We start from the raw sequence: 18740 nt of genomic DNA, 5'->3' as shown, positions 1-18740 counted from the left end.
GGCCGTTGGTGCCTGCGGGGACGAGCGATTCGAGGTCGGCGAGGACGCGGCCCGCGAGATCGATTTGACGGCGGGACACCTGGACTTGCGCGCCTTGGTGAGCGATGACGCGGCTGGGCTGGAAGTTGGCGGTGTAGGCTGGTCCCAGGCTGAACACGCGGCCGTTGGTCGTGTCCCGCACCAAGAGCGTGTTGGCGCCCGTGGTGCCGATGGCCTCGAAGGTGCCCTCCAACCGGCGCATGTGCTGGGGGTCGGAGGCTTCGACCTCGATCTGGACGAGGTAGCCGTCGGCGGACCAGTCGAGAAAGTCGCGGACGGCCGCGCTGGCGTCGGCCTGGACCTTGCGGACGAAGCGCTGGTAGCCGTCGTGCTCCAGGACGGCAAAGGGGATGGTGAGGCAGACGAACGTGATGCCGAAGAAGGCATCGACCCGGCTACCGGTCGTCGTGCGGTACGCGGTCTCCTGGCGGTTGTAGTACGGGAAGACGCCTCGGCGGTCGGACCAGGGCCAGAAGACGCGGACGCCCTGGACGGTCCAGGTGTCGAGGAACGGGTGGGAGACGTAGCCCACGACGAGGGCCGCGTAGAGGTGGGCCTGGCCTGTCCAGACGAGCGGAAGGGCGACGACGGCCACGGCAGCCTGGAAGGCGTAGCAGTGGGTGAGCGTTCTGTGGCCGAAGCGGCGCTCGATCCGCTTGGCGACCGGCGAGAACACGCGGCCGACCGTGCTCCCCAACGTGTCGATGTCGGGGACGGCAGCCGCGGCCGACGCTACGACGACGCCTGTGGCGGTCCACGGCAAGTGGACGAAGGTGGCGGCGACGGTGTAGCCGAGGACGCCGCCGGCGACGTGGGTGCCTAAACGCAAGAGGGATGGGGGATGTCACTCGCTCCGCTGGCTGCGCCGACCTGACGGTTCGCTGGGGAAGGGGGATGGGGCAAGAGAGAGTCAGGTGCGTTGGCTGCGCCGGCCTGACGGCTCTCGAGGTCGATTTGTCGGCCTGGGTTGGAGCGTCGCAAGTGGGCGAGGACGTCGGCGGAGTCCGCCTCGGAGGTAAACGGAAGCGGGAGCCACCGGCAGCCGAAGACGGCCTCGAGGGCGGGGTCGCGGACGACGAAGCCGGTCGGCGAGCGCCGGACGATGAGAGGGGAGCGGGCCACCTAGGTGCGGAACATGACAGTGGTGAGCTCCCACGTCTCCGACGTCCCGCCCTCGAGGCGGGCGTAGAGCTCGACGACGTACTCCCCTTGGGGTGCGAACAGGCCGTTGGGTCCGATGCCGCGCCAAGCGGCGGTGCGCGAGCCGGCGGTCTCGCGCCGTTCTTGGGTGATCTGGCGGACCAGGACGCGCTGGCCGTCGGGCTGGGCGCGCGTGACGCGGATCTGGACCAGGGCCGGCTCCTGCAACGTGTAGCGGATGTCGCACGGCCGAGAGAAGGCGTTGAAGGTGGGTGAGACGCGGAAGCCGGTGACGACCTCGAGGTCGGCGAGCCCGCCGGAGGGAGGCGTGCAGGCGGCGAGAGACACCAACAGGGCGACGACCACGCGGGTCATGGCGCCGGGGCGGGGACGGTCGGCAGCGCGATCGACTCGACGAGTGCGCGGAGCCCTTCCTGGTCGACGTGGGTGTACACCTCGGTCGTGTTGATCGAGGCATGGCCCAAGAGCTCTTGGACCGAGCGGATGTCGCCGGAGGCCCGGAGCGAGCGGGTCGCGAACGTCCGTCGCAAGACGTGGGGCGTGAGCGGGACGCGCGTCCCTGCGCGCTGACCGAGGGCGGCGCAGTCGCGCCGGAGTTGCTTGGGAGCGAGCGCCCGGCCGGCGAGGGTGACCAGTACCGTGGGAGACGACGACGGGACGCGGCGCCGGACGTCGAGCCAGCCGACGAGCGCCGGTTCGACGAACCCGACCAGGGGGACCGTCCGCGTCTTGCCACCCTTGCCCGTGAACGCGAGCGAGAACCCCTCGGGCTGAGCGACGAGCGCGTCGCGGGTGAGCCCGACCACCTCGCCTCGTCGGAGGCCGGCGAACGCCATGAGCGTCAAGGCTGCCCGGCGTCGCTCGGCGGTGAAGAGGCGTGCGAATGCACGGGTCCTGCGGCGCCGGGGGGCGTCCTCGAGGTCGCAGCGAGCGTCGGCTGCGTCGGCCGTCAGCAGGCCGACCAGGCGGGAGAGCTCGTCGTCGGACAGGACCTTGTGGGTCTCCGACTTGCGGTCGACGTCGGGGAGGTCGAGGGCGTCGAAGGGGTTGGCTGCGACGAGCTCGATGGAGCGGAGGAAGCGGTAGAACGACCGGACGCACGAGACGCGTCGGCGGACGGTGCGGGCGGCGTGGTCCGCTGCGAGGCGGGAGAGGTAGAGCCCGGCGTCGCGGCGAGTGACCGCGTCGAACTCGAGGACGCGCGCCTCGAGGAAGGCCCCGAAGTGGCGGAGGTCGGTCCGGTAGGCCCGCTCGGTGTGGACGGAGCCGGAGCGAGTGTGCCGCGTCCGCGAGACAAACAGGTCGACGGCGCGTGGGTACCCCGCTTCCGTCGAGTCCAGCCGAGTGGAGCGGCCGCGAGTTGGAAGACGGGAAGCAAAGGGGTCCACGGTGCCGGGAGTGGTCTGCGATGTGTCAGAACACTATGCCGTACTGACAATGAACCGGTCGTGGCGTCCCCAGTCAAGTCTGAGTCCGTCCAGCGAGAGGCCTGGTCTGGGACGGCTCGTCGGGCTCACAGACGAAAACGGGTCGTGGGTGGGATTGCGGCCGGTTGATGCGGCACCTATACAGGGACCGGGTGGTCACCTGGGAGACATGATTTGGTGTGGGCGTCCCTATAACATCTGTTATGAGGACGCGAAATCGAGGCTGTTTCGGCAGTCGGGTTCGACGGCAACCCGCTGAGTCCGGCGCGTGAGTCGCTCAGAATCCCGAGTCGCGCGGGGGCTGGTGCGTTGCGGAGCGCGCGCCGCGCCACCCTCCCTGTTCTCTCGGTCGGGTTCGGTGTTCTGCCAGGACGAGGTCGGTCCGGTTGGCGCCTGGTGGAGCGGAGCTCGACGCGGCGTGTCCAGCGAGGTCCCACGTCCGACAGCGCCTTTCCTCGCTGGGTCAGGAGGTCAGGGCACGGAGGGGGCGGCGACCGTGAAACGGTCGTCGGTCCCGGGTCACGTCGAGGCTGGAAGCTGCGCGAGCGAGCGGGGCGTTGGCCGTGGCACGAGAGGGCACCCCGCTTTGGTCGTGCTCGGTGTAGCCGCTATTGCAAATTCTTTTCTCCTCACCCAAACCTGATGTCGAACGGCCCGGCCGTTCGTCCGCTTGTCCACACGCGGTGCCGGCTCAGTTACAGGTGAGTTACAGGAGAGAGTTACCGGATGGTCGCGTCGGTATTCGAGGAGGGAGCGTCTGTCTGGGTCCTTCTATATCAGAAGGTCGCGTCCGTATTCGAGGGGCGTAAGACTGCTCATTAGCGGATGGTCGCGTCGGTATTCGAAAGTCGACAGGGTATTCGGAAGAAGGTCGACACGGTATGCGTGGACAACTCGAGGTCGGTCGGGTTGTCCACGGGGTGAGGGACGTGAATGAGCCCCTTCGCATGTGCACGCCAGTGGTTTCTTCGGAGGCGGAGCCATCTCAGTGGGACGTCGGGGCCAATTCGGACCAGAGGGTGTCCTTTGGTAAGGTGGACCTAGGGGTGGGTTAGGCGCCGTGTATGCCGGGGCGGCGCTGGACGTGAGGTGGCAACGCGCTCACCAGTCCAGTCCGAGTGGCGTTAGCGGGACCGTCTGGAGGTCGCCATCGAGGACGAACAGGAACCGCCCGTCGGGCAGCACCGTCGCGCCCCACCCGAAGGGGAGGTCGAGCCTGCGGTCCTCGACCCACTCGCCGTCTACCAGTCGGTAGAGGTAGAACCCGCTCTTGCCTAGGTCCGGCCGGTCAGTGGGCACCTCGCGCGAGATGACGAGCTGGTCCTCATTGGGGTGGACGAGCGCGTCGAACGACGTCGTCCCCTCGGGGCTTACCGCGTCGCCGAGCCAGATGGGATCGCCATACCCACCACGGCCGTCGGGCTCGGCCCGGTAGATGCCGCCGCGTGGTTGCCAGGCAAAAAGGTAGAGCGTCCCATTGGGGATGACGGAGATGTACCCGGCGTCGAGGCCAGCGAGCGTCGGCAAATCCACCGGTGGCGTCCACCCGCTGGCGGTGCGTGTGGACCGGACGACGCGGGTGACGAGCGAGTCGCCGTTGGCCCCGGCGATGGTCTCGTGGGTTTGAAAGAACGCGGTCCGACCGTCGGGTGAGAGCGCGGCTTTGTACACCGTGTCGGCGAACGCGGCCCGCTCGACGCGCCAGCCGGCATCCGTGACCGTGGCCAGGTATGGGACTTTGTGGTCCCAGTCGGCGGTCCGAGCGAAAAGGAAGGTCCGGCCGTCGGCGCTCGCCGAGGGGGAGGTCTCTCGGATGCCGGGGAGCGAGATGACGCCGGGCTCGAACGCCGTCCACGCCGGGCCTCCGTCGGGATAGGTCCGAAGGCTGTCGAGGCTACCCGTCTCGTCCCACCACCTCCAGCGCCCGACGCGGGTGCCGTCGCGGAACTGGCCCTCGCCCGCCTTCTGGCCGTTGGCATGCCATTGCTCCGACGGGCCGTGCGCCCGGTCGGCCCGGTAGACCTCGCGGTAGCGGACGCGCCCGTTCTCGTGGAAGTAGAGCCAGACCCCCTCGCCGCCGGCGCGTCCGCCCTCGTCGCCCACGACCCACTGGCCGATGTAGCGGACGATGCCTGAGGGGTACCACTCGGTCCACAACCCGATGGCCTGGCCGCGGACGACCGAGCGGAGGAGCTTGAGACGACCGTCCGGGTGTCGATCGGCGACGACGCCCGAGAACGCGGCCTTGTCGGGGAGCGCGGAGTAGGCCTCCGAGGTGAGCGTGTCGGGAAACGCAGGCGTGATCTGGAACCGCAGGGTCGCATCGCCGTCGCCCTGGGCCAGGGCGGCGAGTGGGGCGAGGCAGAGGGCAGCGAGGAGTGTGCGCGTCATGGCGGTGAGCTAACGGGCGCTCGTGGCGCGTCGGAAGGCGGGGACGGCCTCGAGGTCGACCCAGTGGACGGTCGCGGCCGGGCCAGCGCCCGCGTCCACGGTCGGGATGCCTGGCCCAGGTCGGTTCGTCGAGAAGAAGAGTGAGCGCCCGTCGGGCGAGATCTCGGGGGAGTCCTCGCGGTGGCGGGTGTTGACCTCGGGGCCGAGGTTGACGGGCTCGGCCCAGCGGTCCCCGTCCCTCGCGACTACGAACAGGTCGCTCCGCCCGAGACCGCCCCGCCCTTCGCTGGCGATGATGATCCAGCGGCCGTCGGGGTCGGCAGCGACGCCGGACTCTCTGCGGGCGGTGTTGAACGGCAACAGCATCGGCTCGCGCCAGGCACCGGCGCCGTCGGGCTCGGCGAGGTAGATGTCACGCCGGCCGCCACCGTCGTCGAGCCGCTCGGTCCAGAAGAAGAGACGGCCGGCGCGGTCGGTACGTGGGGCGGTCTCGTTGTGGACGTAGCCGATCCGGGCGTTCTCGGGCGTCTTCCGCCGGTTGAGGTCGGGGGACTCGAGCGGAGCGAGGGTCGCGGCCTCGAGGGCGCCGTCGGCGTCGAGATCGGCGGCCCACAGGTCAAAGTCGTCGGCCGGTCGGCCGTCGGGGTAGCGGTAGTGGCCGGAGTGGGGCTTGTTGGAGGAAAGGAACAGGCGGCGGCCGTCGTGCGAGACGTGGGGCCAGTCGGTCCGCCAGCCGGCCGTAGCCGCGACGCGCTCGGGGTCCGACCACGCGCCGCCGGTGTCAGACCACCTCGCAACGTAGAGCTCCTGGATCGAGGTCTGAGGGCGGCTGTAATCCGGCGCGTTCCACAGGACGAAGTACGCCGTCAAGAGGTCGGGCGTGAACGTCGGGGTGTAGGTCCAGCCGTCGGCGCTGTGGAGCTCGGGCGCCCACTGCTCGGCTGTGGGAGGCGGGCGGTACCAGGCCGGGATCTCGGTCGAATCCGCAGCGGCGGTCTCTGCGGCGCGCGCGGGCTCACTTGGCACGTCGCACGCGGTGGGGACAGCGAGGAGTACGGTGAGGAGGAGACGGATCATGGGGCGTACTCGATGTCTCGTGTCTCGAACAGACGCGGCTCCCCGTTCCGCTCGACGGTCCGGCTCGTCCAGTTTCCCCGCGCGTCCGTCGTCTCGACGCGGTAGACGTACGCCGACCGCCGCGACCCGTCGGCCGACTCGTAGACGTACCCGGTCTGGTTCGCGCCGTCGTACGTGATCGTGTCCGACCCGCGAAACGCGCCCTCGGCGTTCCCGTAGCGCCGCTCGAGCTCGCGTCCGTCGGCATCGAGGACGAACTCGTTGACGCTCGTCGCCACGCCGTCAGCCCCGGAGTAGGTCACGCGCTTGACCGTCGTGCCCGGGGCGTCGCCCGACCGGTACGCGTTCCGTTCGAGGTTCGGATCGAGGTCGTCGCCCTCGAAGTAGACGGCGCCGAACGGGTGGTCAGAGCCGCCGTAGAGCTCCATGAACGCGAGCGTGACGGTGCCGTCGGGGTCGCGCCAGTCGACGCGCAGACGGCGGCCGTCGGTCCCGTACGTCTCGACCTCGGTACGGCGGAGGGCGCCGACGCGGAGGTCGTCGGCCTCGATGGGGGGCGCGAGGTTGTAGACGCGTTTGACCGTGGACCGAGCGCCATCGACCGGCTGCGCGTGGGCGCCCACGGTGAGGAGGGCGAGGACGGAGAGGAGAATCGGGCGCATGGGGGACGGGCGGATCGAGCGCAGGGTAGCCGCCGAGCGCGGGGCGCGGGCCGGAATGCGACGGACGGTGGGCTCGGTGCGACGGACGGCAGGCCTCAGGCCGGGCGTGGGGTTGCGTCCAGCGCGGTGGAGCCGTCTCTTGACCTCATGGCTCGTCCCATGCCCCCCGTCCCGCCCCCGAGCCGCATCTCGTTCTGGGCGCTCCATCTCGGGGGGTGGGCTGCGCTCGGGCTCGCGATGTGGCTCGGCGTCGTCGGGGAGGCCGGCCGGCCGGTTGTGGCGCTCGCGCACAAGCTCATCTTCGCCACCGTCGGCGCCGGGCTCACGCTCGGGCTCCGTCCGCTCTACCGGCGGCTCCGCCAGCGGCGCCTCTCGGTCGTCGCGTTGGTCGCGGTGTGCGCCGCGTGTTCGTACGCCGTGAGCGTGGCATGGGCCGGGGCGACGACCGCGGCCACCCAGGCGTTCGACGCCGCCGTCCTGGGCGAGCCGTTCGGGCCGGTCCAGACGTGGTGGTTCTTCGGCGGCGCCCTGTTCTTCAGCTTCATCGTGGTCGCGTGGAGCGCGCTCTACTTCGGGGTCTCCTACGACCTCGAGGTCCGGGCCGAACGCGAGCGCGCTCTCGAGGCCGAGGGGCTCTTGCACCAGGCCCGGCTCTGGGCGCTCCGGTACCAACTCAACCCGCACTTGCTGTTCAACGCGCTGAACGCGCTCTCGACGTTGATCGTTGAGCACGAGAACGACCGGGCCGAGCGGATGGTGGCCCGGCTCGCCGACTTTCTCCGCCTCACGTTGTCGCGCGGGGAGGTCACGGAGGTCCGGCTCGCGGACGAGGTCGACTTCGCGCGGCGCTACCTCGACATCGAGCGGGTCCGGTTCGGCGACCGCCTCCGCGTCGCGTTCGACGTCGATGCCGACGCGCTCGGAGCCCACGTCCCGCCGCTCCTGCTCCAGCCATTGGTCGAGAACGCGGTCCGCCACGGGGTCCTGCCTCGTGAGGAGGGCGGCGCGGTGCGTGTCGAGGGTCGCCGCGTCGGGACCGAGTCCGGACGGCTTTTGCTCCGGGTCGAGGACGACGGTCGGGGGCTAGCAGAAGGCACGACGATGTCGGACGGGGTTGGGCTCGCCAACGTCCGCGCCCGGCTCGCCGCAATGTACGGGGCAGACGCCTCGCTCACGCTCCACCGCGCCGACGGGGGCGGCTTCGTCGTTCAAATCGACCTCCCCTACCGGAGCGGACCCGACCTTGCGGCCGTGCACTCTCCGGTGGTGACCTCCTCGGACGGGGTGGCATCATGAGCGCGCCCCGGTCCCTCTCCGTCTTGATCGTGGACGACGAGCCCCTCGCCCGCCGGGGCGTCCGCGCGCGACTCGCGCGGATTGGTGGAGTCGAGGTCGTCGGCGAGTGCGGGAGCGGACGCGAGGCAGTCGAGGCCATCCGGGCGGTGGACGAAGACGATCAGCCGATCGACCTCGTGTTCCTCGACGTCCAGATGCCGGGGCTCGACGGGTTCGGCGTAGTTGAGGCCATCGGGCCGGGGGCGATGCCCGTCGTCGTGTTCGTGACGGCCTACGACGAGCACGCGCTCCGGGCCTTCGAGGCCGAAGCGCTCGACTACCTCCTCAAGCCCATCGACGATGACCGCTTGCGGAGGGCCGTAGACCGAGCCATAGACCGCGTCCATGATCGTCGGCGCGGAGAGCGATCCGAGCCGCTGCGGTTCGCCGTCAGAGGTGGGGGGCGAGTTCGGTACATCGACGCTCAGGACGTCGTTTACGTCGAGGCCGCTGGAGATTACGTCGTCCTCCACGCGGCGGATGGATCGCACCTGCTCCGGGCGACGATGGAGGCCGTCGGGCGCGACCTCGAGGGCGAAGGGTTTGTCCGCGTCCACCGTTCGACGTTGGCCCGCGCGTCGAGCGTCCGGGAGGTCCGGTCGGACGGGTCCGGCGGTGGCACGGCCGTTCTCGAGGACGGCACGGAGCTGCGAGTGAGCCGGGGGTGTTGGGCCGTCGCTCTCTCTGATCTGGGTGGGCGCTCCAGCGGGTAAATTGTTTGCCAGGGTGGCTCGTGCTGGCTCGGCGTCAGCGGATGACTGTAGACGGGGTCTGACAATCAATGGAACGGTATTGTACGGTAGGCGGGGTCTGACGTCAGGGCAGAGCGTCGGCCTCTACCTGCTCAGTCTCAATCCGCCGAAGGTGCTTAAAGCGGCCTCACCACAGACCTACTCGGTTTGTGGCCTCTGGCGGGTCAGTCGGAGCGGAGCGCGCGCACGGGGTCGGTAGCAGCGGCACGAAGAGCCTGGGAGGCCACCACGCTGAGCGCGAGCGCAGACATCACGAGGGCGCATCCGGCCAACAGCCACGGGCTGGGCTCGATGCGGATGGCGAACAACTCCAGCCAGCGCTCGCTCGCCAACCACGCCAGTGGCACTGCCACCGCCGTGGCGACTCCCACGATGCGGGCGAACGTGCTCGACAGCACCACCACCACCTCGCGCCGCGTCGCGCCCAGCACCTTGCGTACGCCGACCTCCTTGACCCGCGTCTCGACGTGGTAGGCCGCCATGCCCAGCAGCCCGAGCAGGCTGATCAGAACGGCGAACGCGGCGACGATACCAATCAGGCGGATCGACGCGCCGACGATTTGGCTCAGTGGGTTCTCTGACAGTTGGGTCTCGAAGCGCGCCACCTCTACAGGGCGCGCCGGGTCGAGTGTGGCCCATGCAGATCGGACGCGGGAGAGCGCCATCTCGCTAGCACCGGGCCGCGCCCGGATCAGCGCGTGCTGGATCTGGCCGGGCGCCCGGACAAGCGCCATCGGGCCGATGGGCTGGATCAGGATGTCATAGTGGTAATCCTTGACCACACCGGCGACCTCGGTTGGCCGCTCGTTCATTTCGACCAACTCTCCGACGGCGTCCCCCGGCGTCCCGAGGCCGAGTACGCGGACGGCGCTCTCGTTGAGCAGAACGGTTTGGGCCGTATCGCTCGCGCCTCCGGGCCGGAGCGCGTCGCCAGCAAGGAGGTCCAGGCCAAGCACTCCAAGAGCGTCCCCCTCGATGGCGTACTCGAAGGTCGGGATGGGCTCAGCCATGCCCTCCCGGCTCACTTGCACGTTCGAGGTCGAGCCGGACATTGGAAGCCTCGACGTACCGGCCACGCCCACAATCTCCGGGTACCGTGCCAACTCGTTGCGAAGCACCTCGATGTCCTGTCCCTGCAGCTGGAGGGTGAGCAGGTCGTCCGTCTCGAACCCGTAGTCCGCGTGGAGAAGCTGGCGAGACTGGGCGACCAGAAGTACGGTCGTCAGGACAAAGAAGAGAGCGAGCGCGAACTGGGCGCCGATCAGTCCGTGGCGGAGCCACTTGCCCGAGAACCCCGTCGTCGAATGGCGGCTCTGGAGAGCGGCCATCGGCGAGAACCGGGCCAGCACCGCCGCCGGGTACAGTCCGGCGACGAGACCGACGACGACGCTGAAGGCGACGAAGAGACCGATCAAGCGAGGGTCAAAAAGGTGACCGGCACTGATCTGGGCGCCGAGCAGTTGGACTGGCGCGAGACCGTTGAACGCTGGTACGAGCCACAGGAGAAGGCCGTACGTCACTACGAGCGCGCCGAGCGCGATGAGCACGGCCTCGGTCAGAAACTGGGCCGCGATCTGCCCACGCCCTGCCCCCAGCGTCTTGCGCATCCCGATCTCGCCCGCGCGACGGATCGAGCGCGCCGTGGACAAGCTGACATAGTTGAATCCGGCGGTCAGCATTACCACGAGCCCGAGTGCCGCTAGCAGCGCCACCAACACAAGTGGAGTGCTAAAGGTGGAAATCTCGTTGCTAATCAATAGCCCGAGCGCGATGTCGTGGAGCGGCTGGATCTGAAAGCTGAGGCGACGATCCTGTCCCGCGTAGGTCCGATTCGAAATGGCTGAGAGAGCATCGGACAGGCGTGCGGAGGTCTCGGGCCGGTCGAGCAGCAGATAGGTCGCGAAGCTCCGGGAGTTGTCCCAGTCCGTGAGGTCTGCGCGGCGGTCGGAGGCGGCGAGGGTCGCGAACGAGGCGAGTATGTCGAACCGGAGGTGTGACGCCCCTGGCGGCTCGGCGAGCAGCCCCCCCACCACGAAATCCCCTTGGCCTTCGAGCGTGATCGTCTGCCCGATGGGGTCGGCGGTGCCGAAGATCGTAGCCGCGGCGCTAGCCGAGAGGAGCACCTGATACGGCTCACTCAGCACGGCCCGCGGGTCACCGCCCGTGCCCTCGAAGCTGAACACGTCGAAAAACGACGGCTCGGCGTAGAGCCCGGTCACTTCGATGGCAGCGCCGTCCTGGAGAACCTGGGACCGCAGCTGTCCCAGGCGCACGGACGCCTCGATACCCGGCACTTCGAGCGCGAGCGCGCTGGCAAGCGGGGCTGGCGTCGCCGCGAGCAAGAACCCGCCCTCTTCGGAGGAGAGCACACGCACGACCCGGTCGCTTTGAGTGTGGAAGCGGTCCGCGCTTTTCTGCGCCCAGATGAACGTGAGGATCAGCAGGCAGACGGCCATCCCCAGCGCGAGCGAGAGCACGGTGAGCACGGTGAGGCCCATACGCTTTCGTAGCTGGCGGAGGGCTAGAGTCAGGTAGCTTTTTAGCATGGACAGCGGGGGAGCGGGCTCGCGAGAAGCCCAAGCGCCGTGCCACGGCGCGGACCCTCGCCTCTGGTGCCGGAGGCCCGGTCCGATGTGCGGTGGCGCACGACAGGTGTGCGCCGCCGCACACCCGAATCACGCTGGAGGTGCCGGAACGGGTCGTTCGGTGCGCGGGCATACCCTTTGACCTGTTCCGGGGTGTTCGGCCACACCCCTGACCGGCACCGCCCGCCAGCACCCTGCTCGGCCTCCGGTTCCGCTCCCCGCCCTCTGAGACCATGATGCGCCCCCTCCTTTTCGTCGCAACTCTACTCGCGCTCGCCTCCTCCGCCTCCGCGCAAGAGGCCCTCCAGCCCGGCGCGCCCGTCGAGCGCACCCTGGCCTCTAGCGACGCACACGCCTACTCGCTCACCCTCGACGCGGGCCAGTTCGTGCTCGGCTCCGCCGACCAGCACACGGTCGATGTCGTTGTGACGCTGACGGGGCCGGACGGCGAGACGATCCGAGAGTTCGATCAGCCCGCCAGAGGCCCGGAGCCGTTCCAGTTCGTGACCGAGGACGCGGGCGTCTACACGCTCACCGTGACGCCGTTCAACGGCGCGGAAGGCCGATACACGATGCAACTCGACCGGACCGAACCCGTCGCTACGACGCCCGCGGAGATCGTAAGCCAGCGCTTCGCCGCGGTCGATAATGACCGCTCGCCAGGGGCCGTCGTTGCTGTGCTGGAGCGGGGTGAGATCGTCTTCGCGCAGGCCTACGGCATGGCCGATCTCACGTACGGCATCCCGTTCACTACGGACACCCCGTCGAACATCGGGTCCACCTCGAAGCAGTTCACCGCCTTTGCCGTCGCGCTCCTGGCGGAGCAGGGCGACCTGTCGCTCGACGACGACGTGCGGACCCACATCCCCGAGCTTCCCGACTTCGGGCAGACGGTGACGCTCCGGCACCTGCTCACGCACACGAGCGGCTACCGTGAGTACCTCACCGCGCTCTCCATGGCGGGCGTCTCCGTCACGACGGACGACATCGGCCGGGAGGACGTGCTGGGTGTCGTGGCGCGCCAGCCCGAGCTTCAGAACGCGCCTGGTGCAAAATGGGAGTACAACAACACCGGCTATGGACTGCTCGCGATCGTCGTGGAGCGCGTGACCGGCACGCCGTTCCAGGACTGGATGCGCGCCAACGTGTTCGAGCCGCTCGGCATGGACCACACGGTCGTCCGGACAGACCGGGCGGAGATCGTGCCCGGCCGCGCGATGGGCTACGTGCCTACGGATAGCGGGGCGTGGAAAGAAGCCATCGACATCGGCGGCGCGATGGGCGACGGCGGTATTTACACGACCGCAGGCAACCTCTTGCGCTGGATGGACACTTATCGCACGGCGTCGCTCGGTGGCGAGAACGTGCGGCGCGAGATGACGACCGAAGCCGTGCTCACAACGGGCGACTCGACCGGCTACGGCCTCGGCCTGTTCCTCGACGAATTCCGTGGCCAGCGGCGGATCTCTCACAGCGGAGCAGACATCGCCCACCGCTCGTCGTTCACCTACTTCCCTGAGATCGAGTCCGGCGTCGTCGTGCTCACCAACTCGCCAACCATCCCGGTCTCGTCCTTGGGCGTCGCGATGGTGTTCTTCCCAGACGCCTTCGAGTCCCCGAGCGCTTCTGGCGCTGAGCGCGCGGCGCCAGAGGCCGCTACGTCGGAGGCCGATACCCCGGACGCCTCGGCGCCTCTGGCAACGGACGCCTCCGCGTTCGATCCCGCGAGCTTCGTGCCCGAGACCTTCGACGCGTTCGCGGGCCGATTCGAGCTGGACGACACGGCGGGCTACGTCGTCACGTTCAGCCGCGAGGACGGCCGCTACCTCATGCAGGTGCTCGACAGCCCCGCGACGGAAATGGACGTCGTCGGACCCGCGCGCTTCTCCGTAGGCGGCGGCGTGCTCGAAATCGCGTTCCACGCGGCGCCCGATGGGACCGTCGAGACCGCCACGTTCTATCAGGGCGGACAGGAGCTTCCCGCCTCGCGCATCGCGACGGAGGCCGAGGCTATCGCCCTGGACGACTACGTGGGCCGCTACTATAGCGAGGAATTGGGAACGGTCTACACCGCCCGCATCGACGACGGCGGGCTCGTCTTCGTCCACCCACGGAAGAACGCGCCCATCCCTATCCTTCACGGCGCGGGAGAGCGGTTCTCGGGAGGCGCCCCCTTTCTGACCCTGGAGTTCGAGCGGGACGCCGGAGGCCAGGTCTCGGGCTTCGTCGCAGGCGCGGCCCGGACGACGGGCGTCCGCTTCGAGAAGATGAACTGACTTCTGGTGTACTGCCTGCCAGGTCTCTGCCGGACCACCTCGCGCTAGAGGTTGGGCCGGTGGCCTCTGGCGCGACCGCCGATGGGTGCTTCGGCGTCGCCTGTGGTAGCATAGGTGGTAGGGAAGATCTGCTCGCCACCCTTCTCAGGCTTTTGGAGGTGCCTTCGGCTCTCTGCGTGCTGTCTTGAACCCCCACCAGGCAGTGGAATTAGGAGTGCCCGACAGACGTGCGGACGTTGGGCGTCGGGAGAGAAACGAGCGAGTGGAGCGTCCCCTACCGATTTACGGCGGTGCGGTAGATCGAGCCGTCCGTGTCAGCTATCGAGGCGCCCTCACTCAGGGGCTGGCGACGAAGAGCCGGAGCCAGGCGGTGAAGAAGGGGTCCTCGAGCCGCACCCGGACTCCACCCTGGTATTCCTCCTCGCGCGCGACGCCAGCCTTGACGAGACCGACGATGGCGGCCTGCATCGTGCTCGGGGAGGAGAGGTCGTACGCGCGGAGCAGGTCGCCGGAGTAGAGCCCGGTCCCCCCTTCGCGCGCGACGGCGAGGAGCGCCTGCTTCTGGGTCCGGCTGAGACCGTTCCACGTCTGGGTGTAGAACGGGTCGTCGCGGCTGACGAGGCGCTCGAGCGTCGCCTGGACGCGCTCGGCCGTCACCGGCTCGCCTGTCGCGAGCGCCTCGGCCCAGGACTCGTGAGCGAGACGCTGGACGTTGTACGGGACGTCCTCGGCGAGGTCGAGGATCGCCTCCACGGCGTCCTCGGACACGTCGAGCTTGGCGTCCGCGAAGCCCGACGTGAGAGCGGGACGGAAGTCCTCTCGGGGCACGGGACCGACGAAGAGCCGCGCGCCCAAGCGGTAGAACGGACGGCTCTCGTCGCCGGTCATCTCGGCGAGCATCCGCGTCTTCGATCCCGCGAACACGTAGCCGACGTGGTCGTGGGCCTGGACGGCGGCTCGGACCTGGCCCTCGGCGCTCACACCGCCGTCCTCGACGACGCGCTGGAACTCGTCGATCACCACGGCCACGGGGTGCTCGGCGGTCGCCGCCAGCACGTCGATGCCCGAGAGGGCGTCCGCGATGAGCGTGGCGTCGGGGCTTCGCGCTCCCGCCGCGAGGGAGGCCGAGAACGTGTCGGTGAGAGGGTTGTAGCTGAGCTGGGGGCGGAGCGCACCGAACGCTTCCTGCACCTTGCGGCCTGCCTTCTCGATCGGCCCGGTGAGACGCTTGGCGCCGTCAGCGACGATTCGCTCGGCGAGCGCGGTAAGCGACGGGTAGCCCTCGGCGTTGTACCGGAGGACGACGGCGCCCTCGTCCTCCGCCCGCTCGGAGGCCGCTCGGAGGATGGACGTCTTGCCGAAGCGGCGCGGGCCAATGAGGAAGAGGCGCTCGCGCCCGCGGAGGGCACGGACGACCTGGTCCACCTCGTCCTCTCGGTCGACGATCTCTGTAGCTGAGAGCTCACGGCCGAACTCGAAGGGGTTGTTCATGAATTACGTCGATCAACGTAACGTCAATCTACGTAGCGTGAGAATGATCACCTCATCAGATACCTTTGTAGGGCTCGAAGGGGGCGCGCGCGTAGCGTCAAGCGTGCTGTCCGATACGGGTACCACAGGCTCGTTATCGGCTGAGGACATCGGGTCCTGTGTTGTGGAGCACGAACCGTCCGCGCGGTGTGTCCACGCGGAGAGAGGGCCACAAGGTCTGGACGCGGCGGAGGGCCTGACGGATGCGGTAGCCGAAGTCCTTTTTCCCTCGGTCCGTGAGCGCGCCGTCGGGCCGGGTCGCGTAGTGGCTCCCGAGCTGGGCGTGGAGGTTGTCGTAGCTCAGCGCCACGAGTGGGCTTCCGCTGCGCTGGAGGCGAGCCAAGCGGTGCGTGAGGAAGAAGTAGAGGTCGAGGGCGGAGGGGTAGTCGCGGAGGAACTGGACCTTTCGCCAGTCGACCGGGACGGATCCCTCTTGGCAGATCGCCCAAAGCTGCGCACCGAGCGTGATGGCGCCTCCCGTCGAGGCCGGCGGCGAGGTCCCCGTCGCCGCGGTCGATGCCGCCCGCTCCCATCACAGGTCGTAGGCCTCGACGAGCAAGAGGCTCTCGCCGCGGTAGTGCTCGCGCCCACGGTCGCCGTAGCCGGTGCCCGATTCCCACTGGAACGACGCCGAGCAGGTGGCGAGGCGCAAGAGTTGGTCGAAGAGGTACCGGAGCCGCCCGCGGTTTCCGCCCGAGGGCGTGACCTCGAGGGCGGTACACAGGTCGCCGATGGTTCGGCCGAGGTCGACGGTGGGCGAGCCCTGTTTGAGCGCCTGGGTGACGACGTGGCACAGGAGGAGCCGAGCCAGACCGCCGGAGGGGACGCCGAGCGAGACTCGGGGATGGAGGTGCGACGGGCCGCGCCGGGTGCCAGCTCGAATGGTGAGCGTGAAGGCGCCGTTGGTGGCCGAGTAGTCGGCGGCGAGAAGGGGCTCGGTCTCTGGGGTTCCATCGAGGGCGTAGCGGCCGGTAGAGACCGAGACGCGCTGGCCGTCAGCGTCGAGGAGGTACGTCTCCCGGTGTGGGAGCATCGCCTGGACGAACACCGACGGACAGACGGCGACCGCGTTGTCTTGCTGCGCGGTCCGCGTGAGGATCCGGGCCAGCTTGCGCGAGCGGTTCCGGCGTCGCGTCTCTGCCGCGCGAGTTGCGGGCGCCCTTCGCGTCGTGCATGGGCGAGCGCGCTCTGGGTGCGGGGCACAGTCGTGGGGATCCCAGCGTGATCGTTCCATCCAGGAGGCGAGAGAGGAGACGTGGCTCCCGTGGGGTCTCCCCGGCGAGTCGTAGGGGCCGCATCGAGGGCGATGCCCTGACCTGGTCCCGCTCGACCGTGAGCGAGCGGAGGAGACGGTGTGAAGGGATGGTACTCGCTGGGGATCGGAATGTCAAAACGATATATCGTACTGACATTAAATCGGCCAATATGCTTGAGAATGAGCTACCCATCCCGGCCGTCTAGTCGCGGATCGAGCCTCGGTCGACAGCGTCGGCGTACCAGGGGTTGGCGTCGACGAGGGCGGTCCGGGCCTCGCGCATGAGGATGTCTGGGTACGTCTGGAGGCCGACGGCGAGCCGGGCGAGAGCCTTCGCGGTGGTGTTGATGACGGCCCGCTCGATCCGGCCGATCTGCATCCGGTCGAGGTCGCACCGCTCAGCGAGGGCCTCCTGGGTCAGACCGAGCGCCTCGCGACGTGCGCGGATCACGTCGCCGAGGAACGGCGGGATCTGGGGTCCGTGGGGGAGGTCGAACCTCGTGGAGGGCGGCATCCCGGAAAGCTTCCGGGGTGCGACATTTATGTCGAGGACGTATATGTATCATCGGCCTATCGCCCTCGTCGAATCCGCATGTAACGGTTGTGTTGTCGGGACGTAGGGTGGCCCGTCTACAGGTAGTCTCTCTCGATGTCCGCTTCACCCGACTCCGCTCCTGAGGGCCTGGCCGCTCTGCTCGGCTACGAGTGGGACGGCCGTGCGGCGTCGTCGCTGTCCTACGGCGTGGTGCTGGTGACGCGTCGCCGGGCTCGGCTGTTCGCCGACGAGAAGACGGCGGATCGGATCGGGGTCTTGCTCCAAGAGGCGGCGACCGCGTGTGGGTGCCGGTTGACGAGCTGCGACGTGAAGCCGACGTCGGTCCGCTTGGAGGTCGAGGCTCCGCCGACGATGTCGCCCCACGTGGTCGTGACGCGGCTGCGCCGAGACGCGGCGGGCGCGCTCATCGAGGAGGACGAGGCGATCCGTCGGAGAGTGGCCGTGTTCACGAGGCGCTACCTCGTCACGACGGGGCCGGTCCCGGACGCGGACTGGCGGGCGTTCATCGGGGGAATGGCCGACGCATAGCCGAGAGCGTCCTCCAGGATGCTGGAGGGATGGGGGATACGGGACGGAGGGATGGAGCAAGAGGCTTCGCACCCATACCGCATTGCTCCATTCCGAGATAGATCCCCCTACCAACCGGAGGGTTGGTCTAGAGGCCTATCTCGAGCGCCGTCACGAGGTGGTGAAGGTCCGCGCAGGCCGCTCCCTGAACAAGGACGATCGTTTGCTGGTCGAGCGGGCGGCGGCACACATCGAGAGTGGCGTCGTCGACCGTCTGGTGGTGGGTCCACCGCGTGAGGCGGGCGATCCGCCCGACCCGCTCTGCCCAGTGCCCGACGGTGACGAGCTCGCCGGAAGTCCGTTGGAGGAGGTCCACTGGACGTCGGTGGGTCGGGTCCGACGAACTAACGGTGGGGGTTAGGTCGCCGAGAACGACGAGGGTAGCGAAGCCGAGCTCTGCGACGTGGTCGAGCAGCTCGAGGTGCCGCCGGAAGGTGTCCGGGTCGCCGCACCTCGACGCGTCGATGAGGGTCGCTCGTGAGGCCGCGCGCATCACGAGCGCGCGGGGGGATGACCCCGATGCGGTGGTCGGATTGGGCTGCGGGTTCATGCCCGGTCGCGTCGCATCGAGGTCGGGGAGTGGCTACCGGACGTCGAGGACGGTGAGCGTTTGGAAGCCCTGGAGCAGGACGGACGCCGGCGTCGAGGCGTCTGCGATGGGCGCGAGGACACGGACGTGGTCGACTTCGTGTTGCGTGTCGTCGGACGCTGCCCAGAGGGTGGTCCCGGACGGGGTCATCTTGTAGTCGTACTCGACGAGCTCGGTGCACGAGCCGAAGCGGCAGACGACGCGCCAGTGGACGGAGGTGGGCGTGTTGTGAGCGACGCCGGCGCCCCCGTCGGGTCCGAGTGTGAACGCCTCCGTAACGACCCGGCCGCTCAGGATTCCCTGAACGGTCGCGGTGCTGGCGTGGGTGTGGACGCTGAGTGCGTGTCTCTGGTGGCCTTGGGGGGTGGACCGGAGCGCGACCCCCGGCGTCTCGGCGACGAGGGAGCCGGACATCGGGCCGGCGTCGAAGGTCACGTCAACGCGGCCTCGGTGGCCGTCGAACCGGGCTCCGCCGCCCTCGAGGGCGGTGACGGTCCACCCGGACGGGGTGGTCGTGACGGTGGCCGCTCCGCTCGCG

Annotated in this window: 18 protein-coding genes; 4 read left to right on the top strand and 14 right to left on the bottom strand. The window is 69.0% G+C overall.

What is annotated here, in order from left to right:
• The 7 genes from WBA11_RS12755 to WBA11_RS12725 form a co-directional block, all read right to left on the bottom strand.
• Positions 1-868: metal-dependent hydrolase (locus WBA11_RS12755; protein ID WP_424521058.1), on the bottom strand; the 868-nt coding region annotated here is incomplete at its 3' end.
• Positions 859-1161, bottom strand: a complete 303-nt coding sequence (locus WBA11_RS12750; protein ID WP_424521057.1) for a hypothetical protein — start codon at positions 1159-1161, stop codon at positions 859-861. The genes WBA11_RS12755 and WBA11_RS12750, both read right to left, overlap by 10 nt.
• A complete protein-coding gene (locus WBA11_RS12745) occupies positions 1162-1554 on the bottom strand; it encodes a hypothetical protein (protein ID WP_424521056.1) in 393 nt (130 codons plus the stop codon).
• Positions 1551-2588: a tyrosine-type recombinase/integrase gene (locus WBA11_RS12740; RefSeq protein WP_424521055.1), complete on the bottom strand. Its 1038-nt coding sequence runs from the start codon at positions 2586-2588 to the stop codon at positions 1551-1553. Before WBA11_RS12740 ends, WBA11_RS12745 begins: the two co-directional genes overlap by 4 nt.
• 1140 nt (positions 2589-3728) lie before the next feature.
• Complete coding sequence (locus WBA11_RS12735; protein ID WP_424521054.1) at positions 3729-5018, bottom strand: toxin-antitoxin system YwqK family antitoxin; 1290 nt, start codon at positions 5016-5018, stop codon at positions 3729-3731.
• Positions 5019-5027: 9 nt separating this feature from the next.
• On the bottom strand, positions 5028-6095 hold the full coding sequence (locus WBA11_RS12730) for a TolB family protein (RefSeq protein WP_424521053.1): 1068 nt from the start codon (positions 6093-6095) through the stop codon (positions 5028-5030).
• Positions 6092-6757, bottom strand: coding sequence for a hypothetical protein (locus tag WBA11_RS12725; RefSeq protein WP_424521052.1), 666 nt, complete (start codon positions 6755-6757; stop codon positions 6092-6094). The genes WBA11_RS12730 and WBA11_RS12725 overlap by 4 nt, the downstream gene beginning before the upstream one ends.
• Positions 6758-6916: 159 nt before the next feature.
• On the opposite strand from WBA11_RS12725, the gene WBA11_RS12720 reads away from it, so the two are divergent.
• Complete coding sequence (locus WBA11_RS12720; RefSeq protein ID WP_424521051.1) at positions 6917-8053, top strand: sensor histidine kinase; 1137 nt, start codon at positions 6917-6919, stop codon at positions 8051-8053.
• Positions 8050-8805, top strand: coding sequence for a LytR/AlgR family response regulator transcription factor (locus WBA11_RS12715; protein WP_424521050.1), 756 nt, complete (start codon positions 8050-8052; stop codon positions 8803-8805). The genes WBA11_RS12720 and WBA11_RS12715 overlap by 4 nt, the downstream gene beginning before the upstream one ends.
• 203 nt (positions 8806-9008) lie before the next feature.
• Here the strand turns inward: WBA11_RS12715 and WBA11_RS12710 are convergent, their stop codons facing one another.
• Positions 9009-11330, bottom strand: a complete 2322-nt coding sequence (locus WBA11_RS12710; protein WP_424521049.1) for an ABC transporter permease — start codon at positions 11328-11330, stop codon at positions 9009-9011.
• Positions 11331-11662: 332 nt separating this feature from the next.
• On the opposite strand from WBA11_RS12710, the gene WBA11_RS12705 reads away from it, so the two are divergent.
• Positions 11663-13705, top strand: coding sequence for a serine hydrolase (locus tag WBA11_RS12705; protein WP_424521048.1), 2043 nt, complete (start codon positions 11663-11665; stop codon positions 13703-13705).
• A gap of 336 nt (positions 13706-14041) precedes the next feature.
• Here the strand turns inward: WBA11_RS12705 and WBA11_RS12700 are convergent, their stop codons facing one another.
• The 4 genes from WBA11_RS12700 to WBA11_RS12685 form a co-directional block, all read right to left on the bottom strand.
• Complete coding sequence (locus WBA11_RS12700; RefSeq protein ID WP_424521047.1) at positions 14042-15196, bottom strand: AAA family ATPase; 1155 nt, start codon at positions 15194-15196, stop codon at positions 14042-14044.
• A gap of 133 nt (positions 15197-15329) precedes the next feature.
• Entirely contained in the window at positions 15330-15578 is a 249-nt protein-coding gene (locus tag WBA11_RS12695; RefSeq protein WP_424521046.1) for a hypothetical protein, read from the bottom strand.
• A 189-nt stretch (positions 15579-15767) separates the two neighbouring features.
• Positions 15768-16268 (bottom strand): replication protein RepA, encoded by a 501-nt coding sequence (locus WBA11_RS12690; protein ID WP_424521045.1) that lies wholly within the window; start codon positions 16266-16268, stop codon positions 15768-15770.
• A gap of 424 nt (positions 16269-16692) precedes the next feature.
• Complete coding sequence (locus WBA11_RS12685) at positions 16693-17004, bottom strand: helix-turn-helix domain-containing protein (protein WP_424521044.1); 312 nt, start codon at positions 17002-17004, stop codon at positions 16693-16695.
• A gap of 135 nt (positions 17005-17139) precedes the next feature.
• Between WBA11_RS12685 and WBA11_RS12680 the strand changes: the two genes are divergently transcribed.
• The gene (locus WBA11_RS12680) at positions 17140-17574 is read left to right on the top strand and encodes a transposase (RefSeq protein WP_424521043.1); all 435 of its coding nucleotides are present in this window, start codon (positions 17140-17142) and stop codon (positions 17572-17574) included.
• A 127-nt stretch (positions 17575-17701) separates the two neighbouring features.
• Here WBA11_RS12680 and WBA11_RS12675 read toward each other — a convergent pair whose 3' ends face one another.
• Both WBA11_RS12675 and WBA11_RS12670 read right to left on the bottom strand, forming a co-directional pair.
• The gene (locus tag WBA11_RS12675) at positions 17702-18163 is read right to left on the bottom strand and encodes a hypothetical protein (protein ID WP_424521042.1); all 462 of its coding nucleotides are present in this window, start codon (positions 18161-18163) and stop codon (positions 17702-17704) included.
• 33 nt (positions 18164-18196) lie between these two features.
• Positions 18197-18740: hypothetical protein (locus WBA11_RS12670; RefSeq protein ID WP_424521041.1), on the bottom strand; the 544-nt coding region annotated here is incomplete at its 5' end.

It is taken from the genome of Rubrivirga sp., assembly GCF_049648075.1.
Lineage (GTDB): Bacteria > Bacteroidota > Rhodothermia > Rhodothermales > Rubricoccaceae > Rubrivirga.
This window is presented reverse-complemented; position numbering and strand designations above follow the sequence as displayed.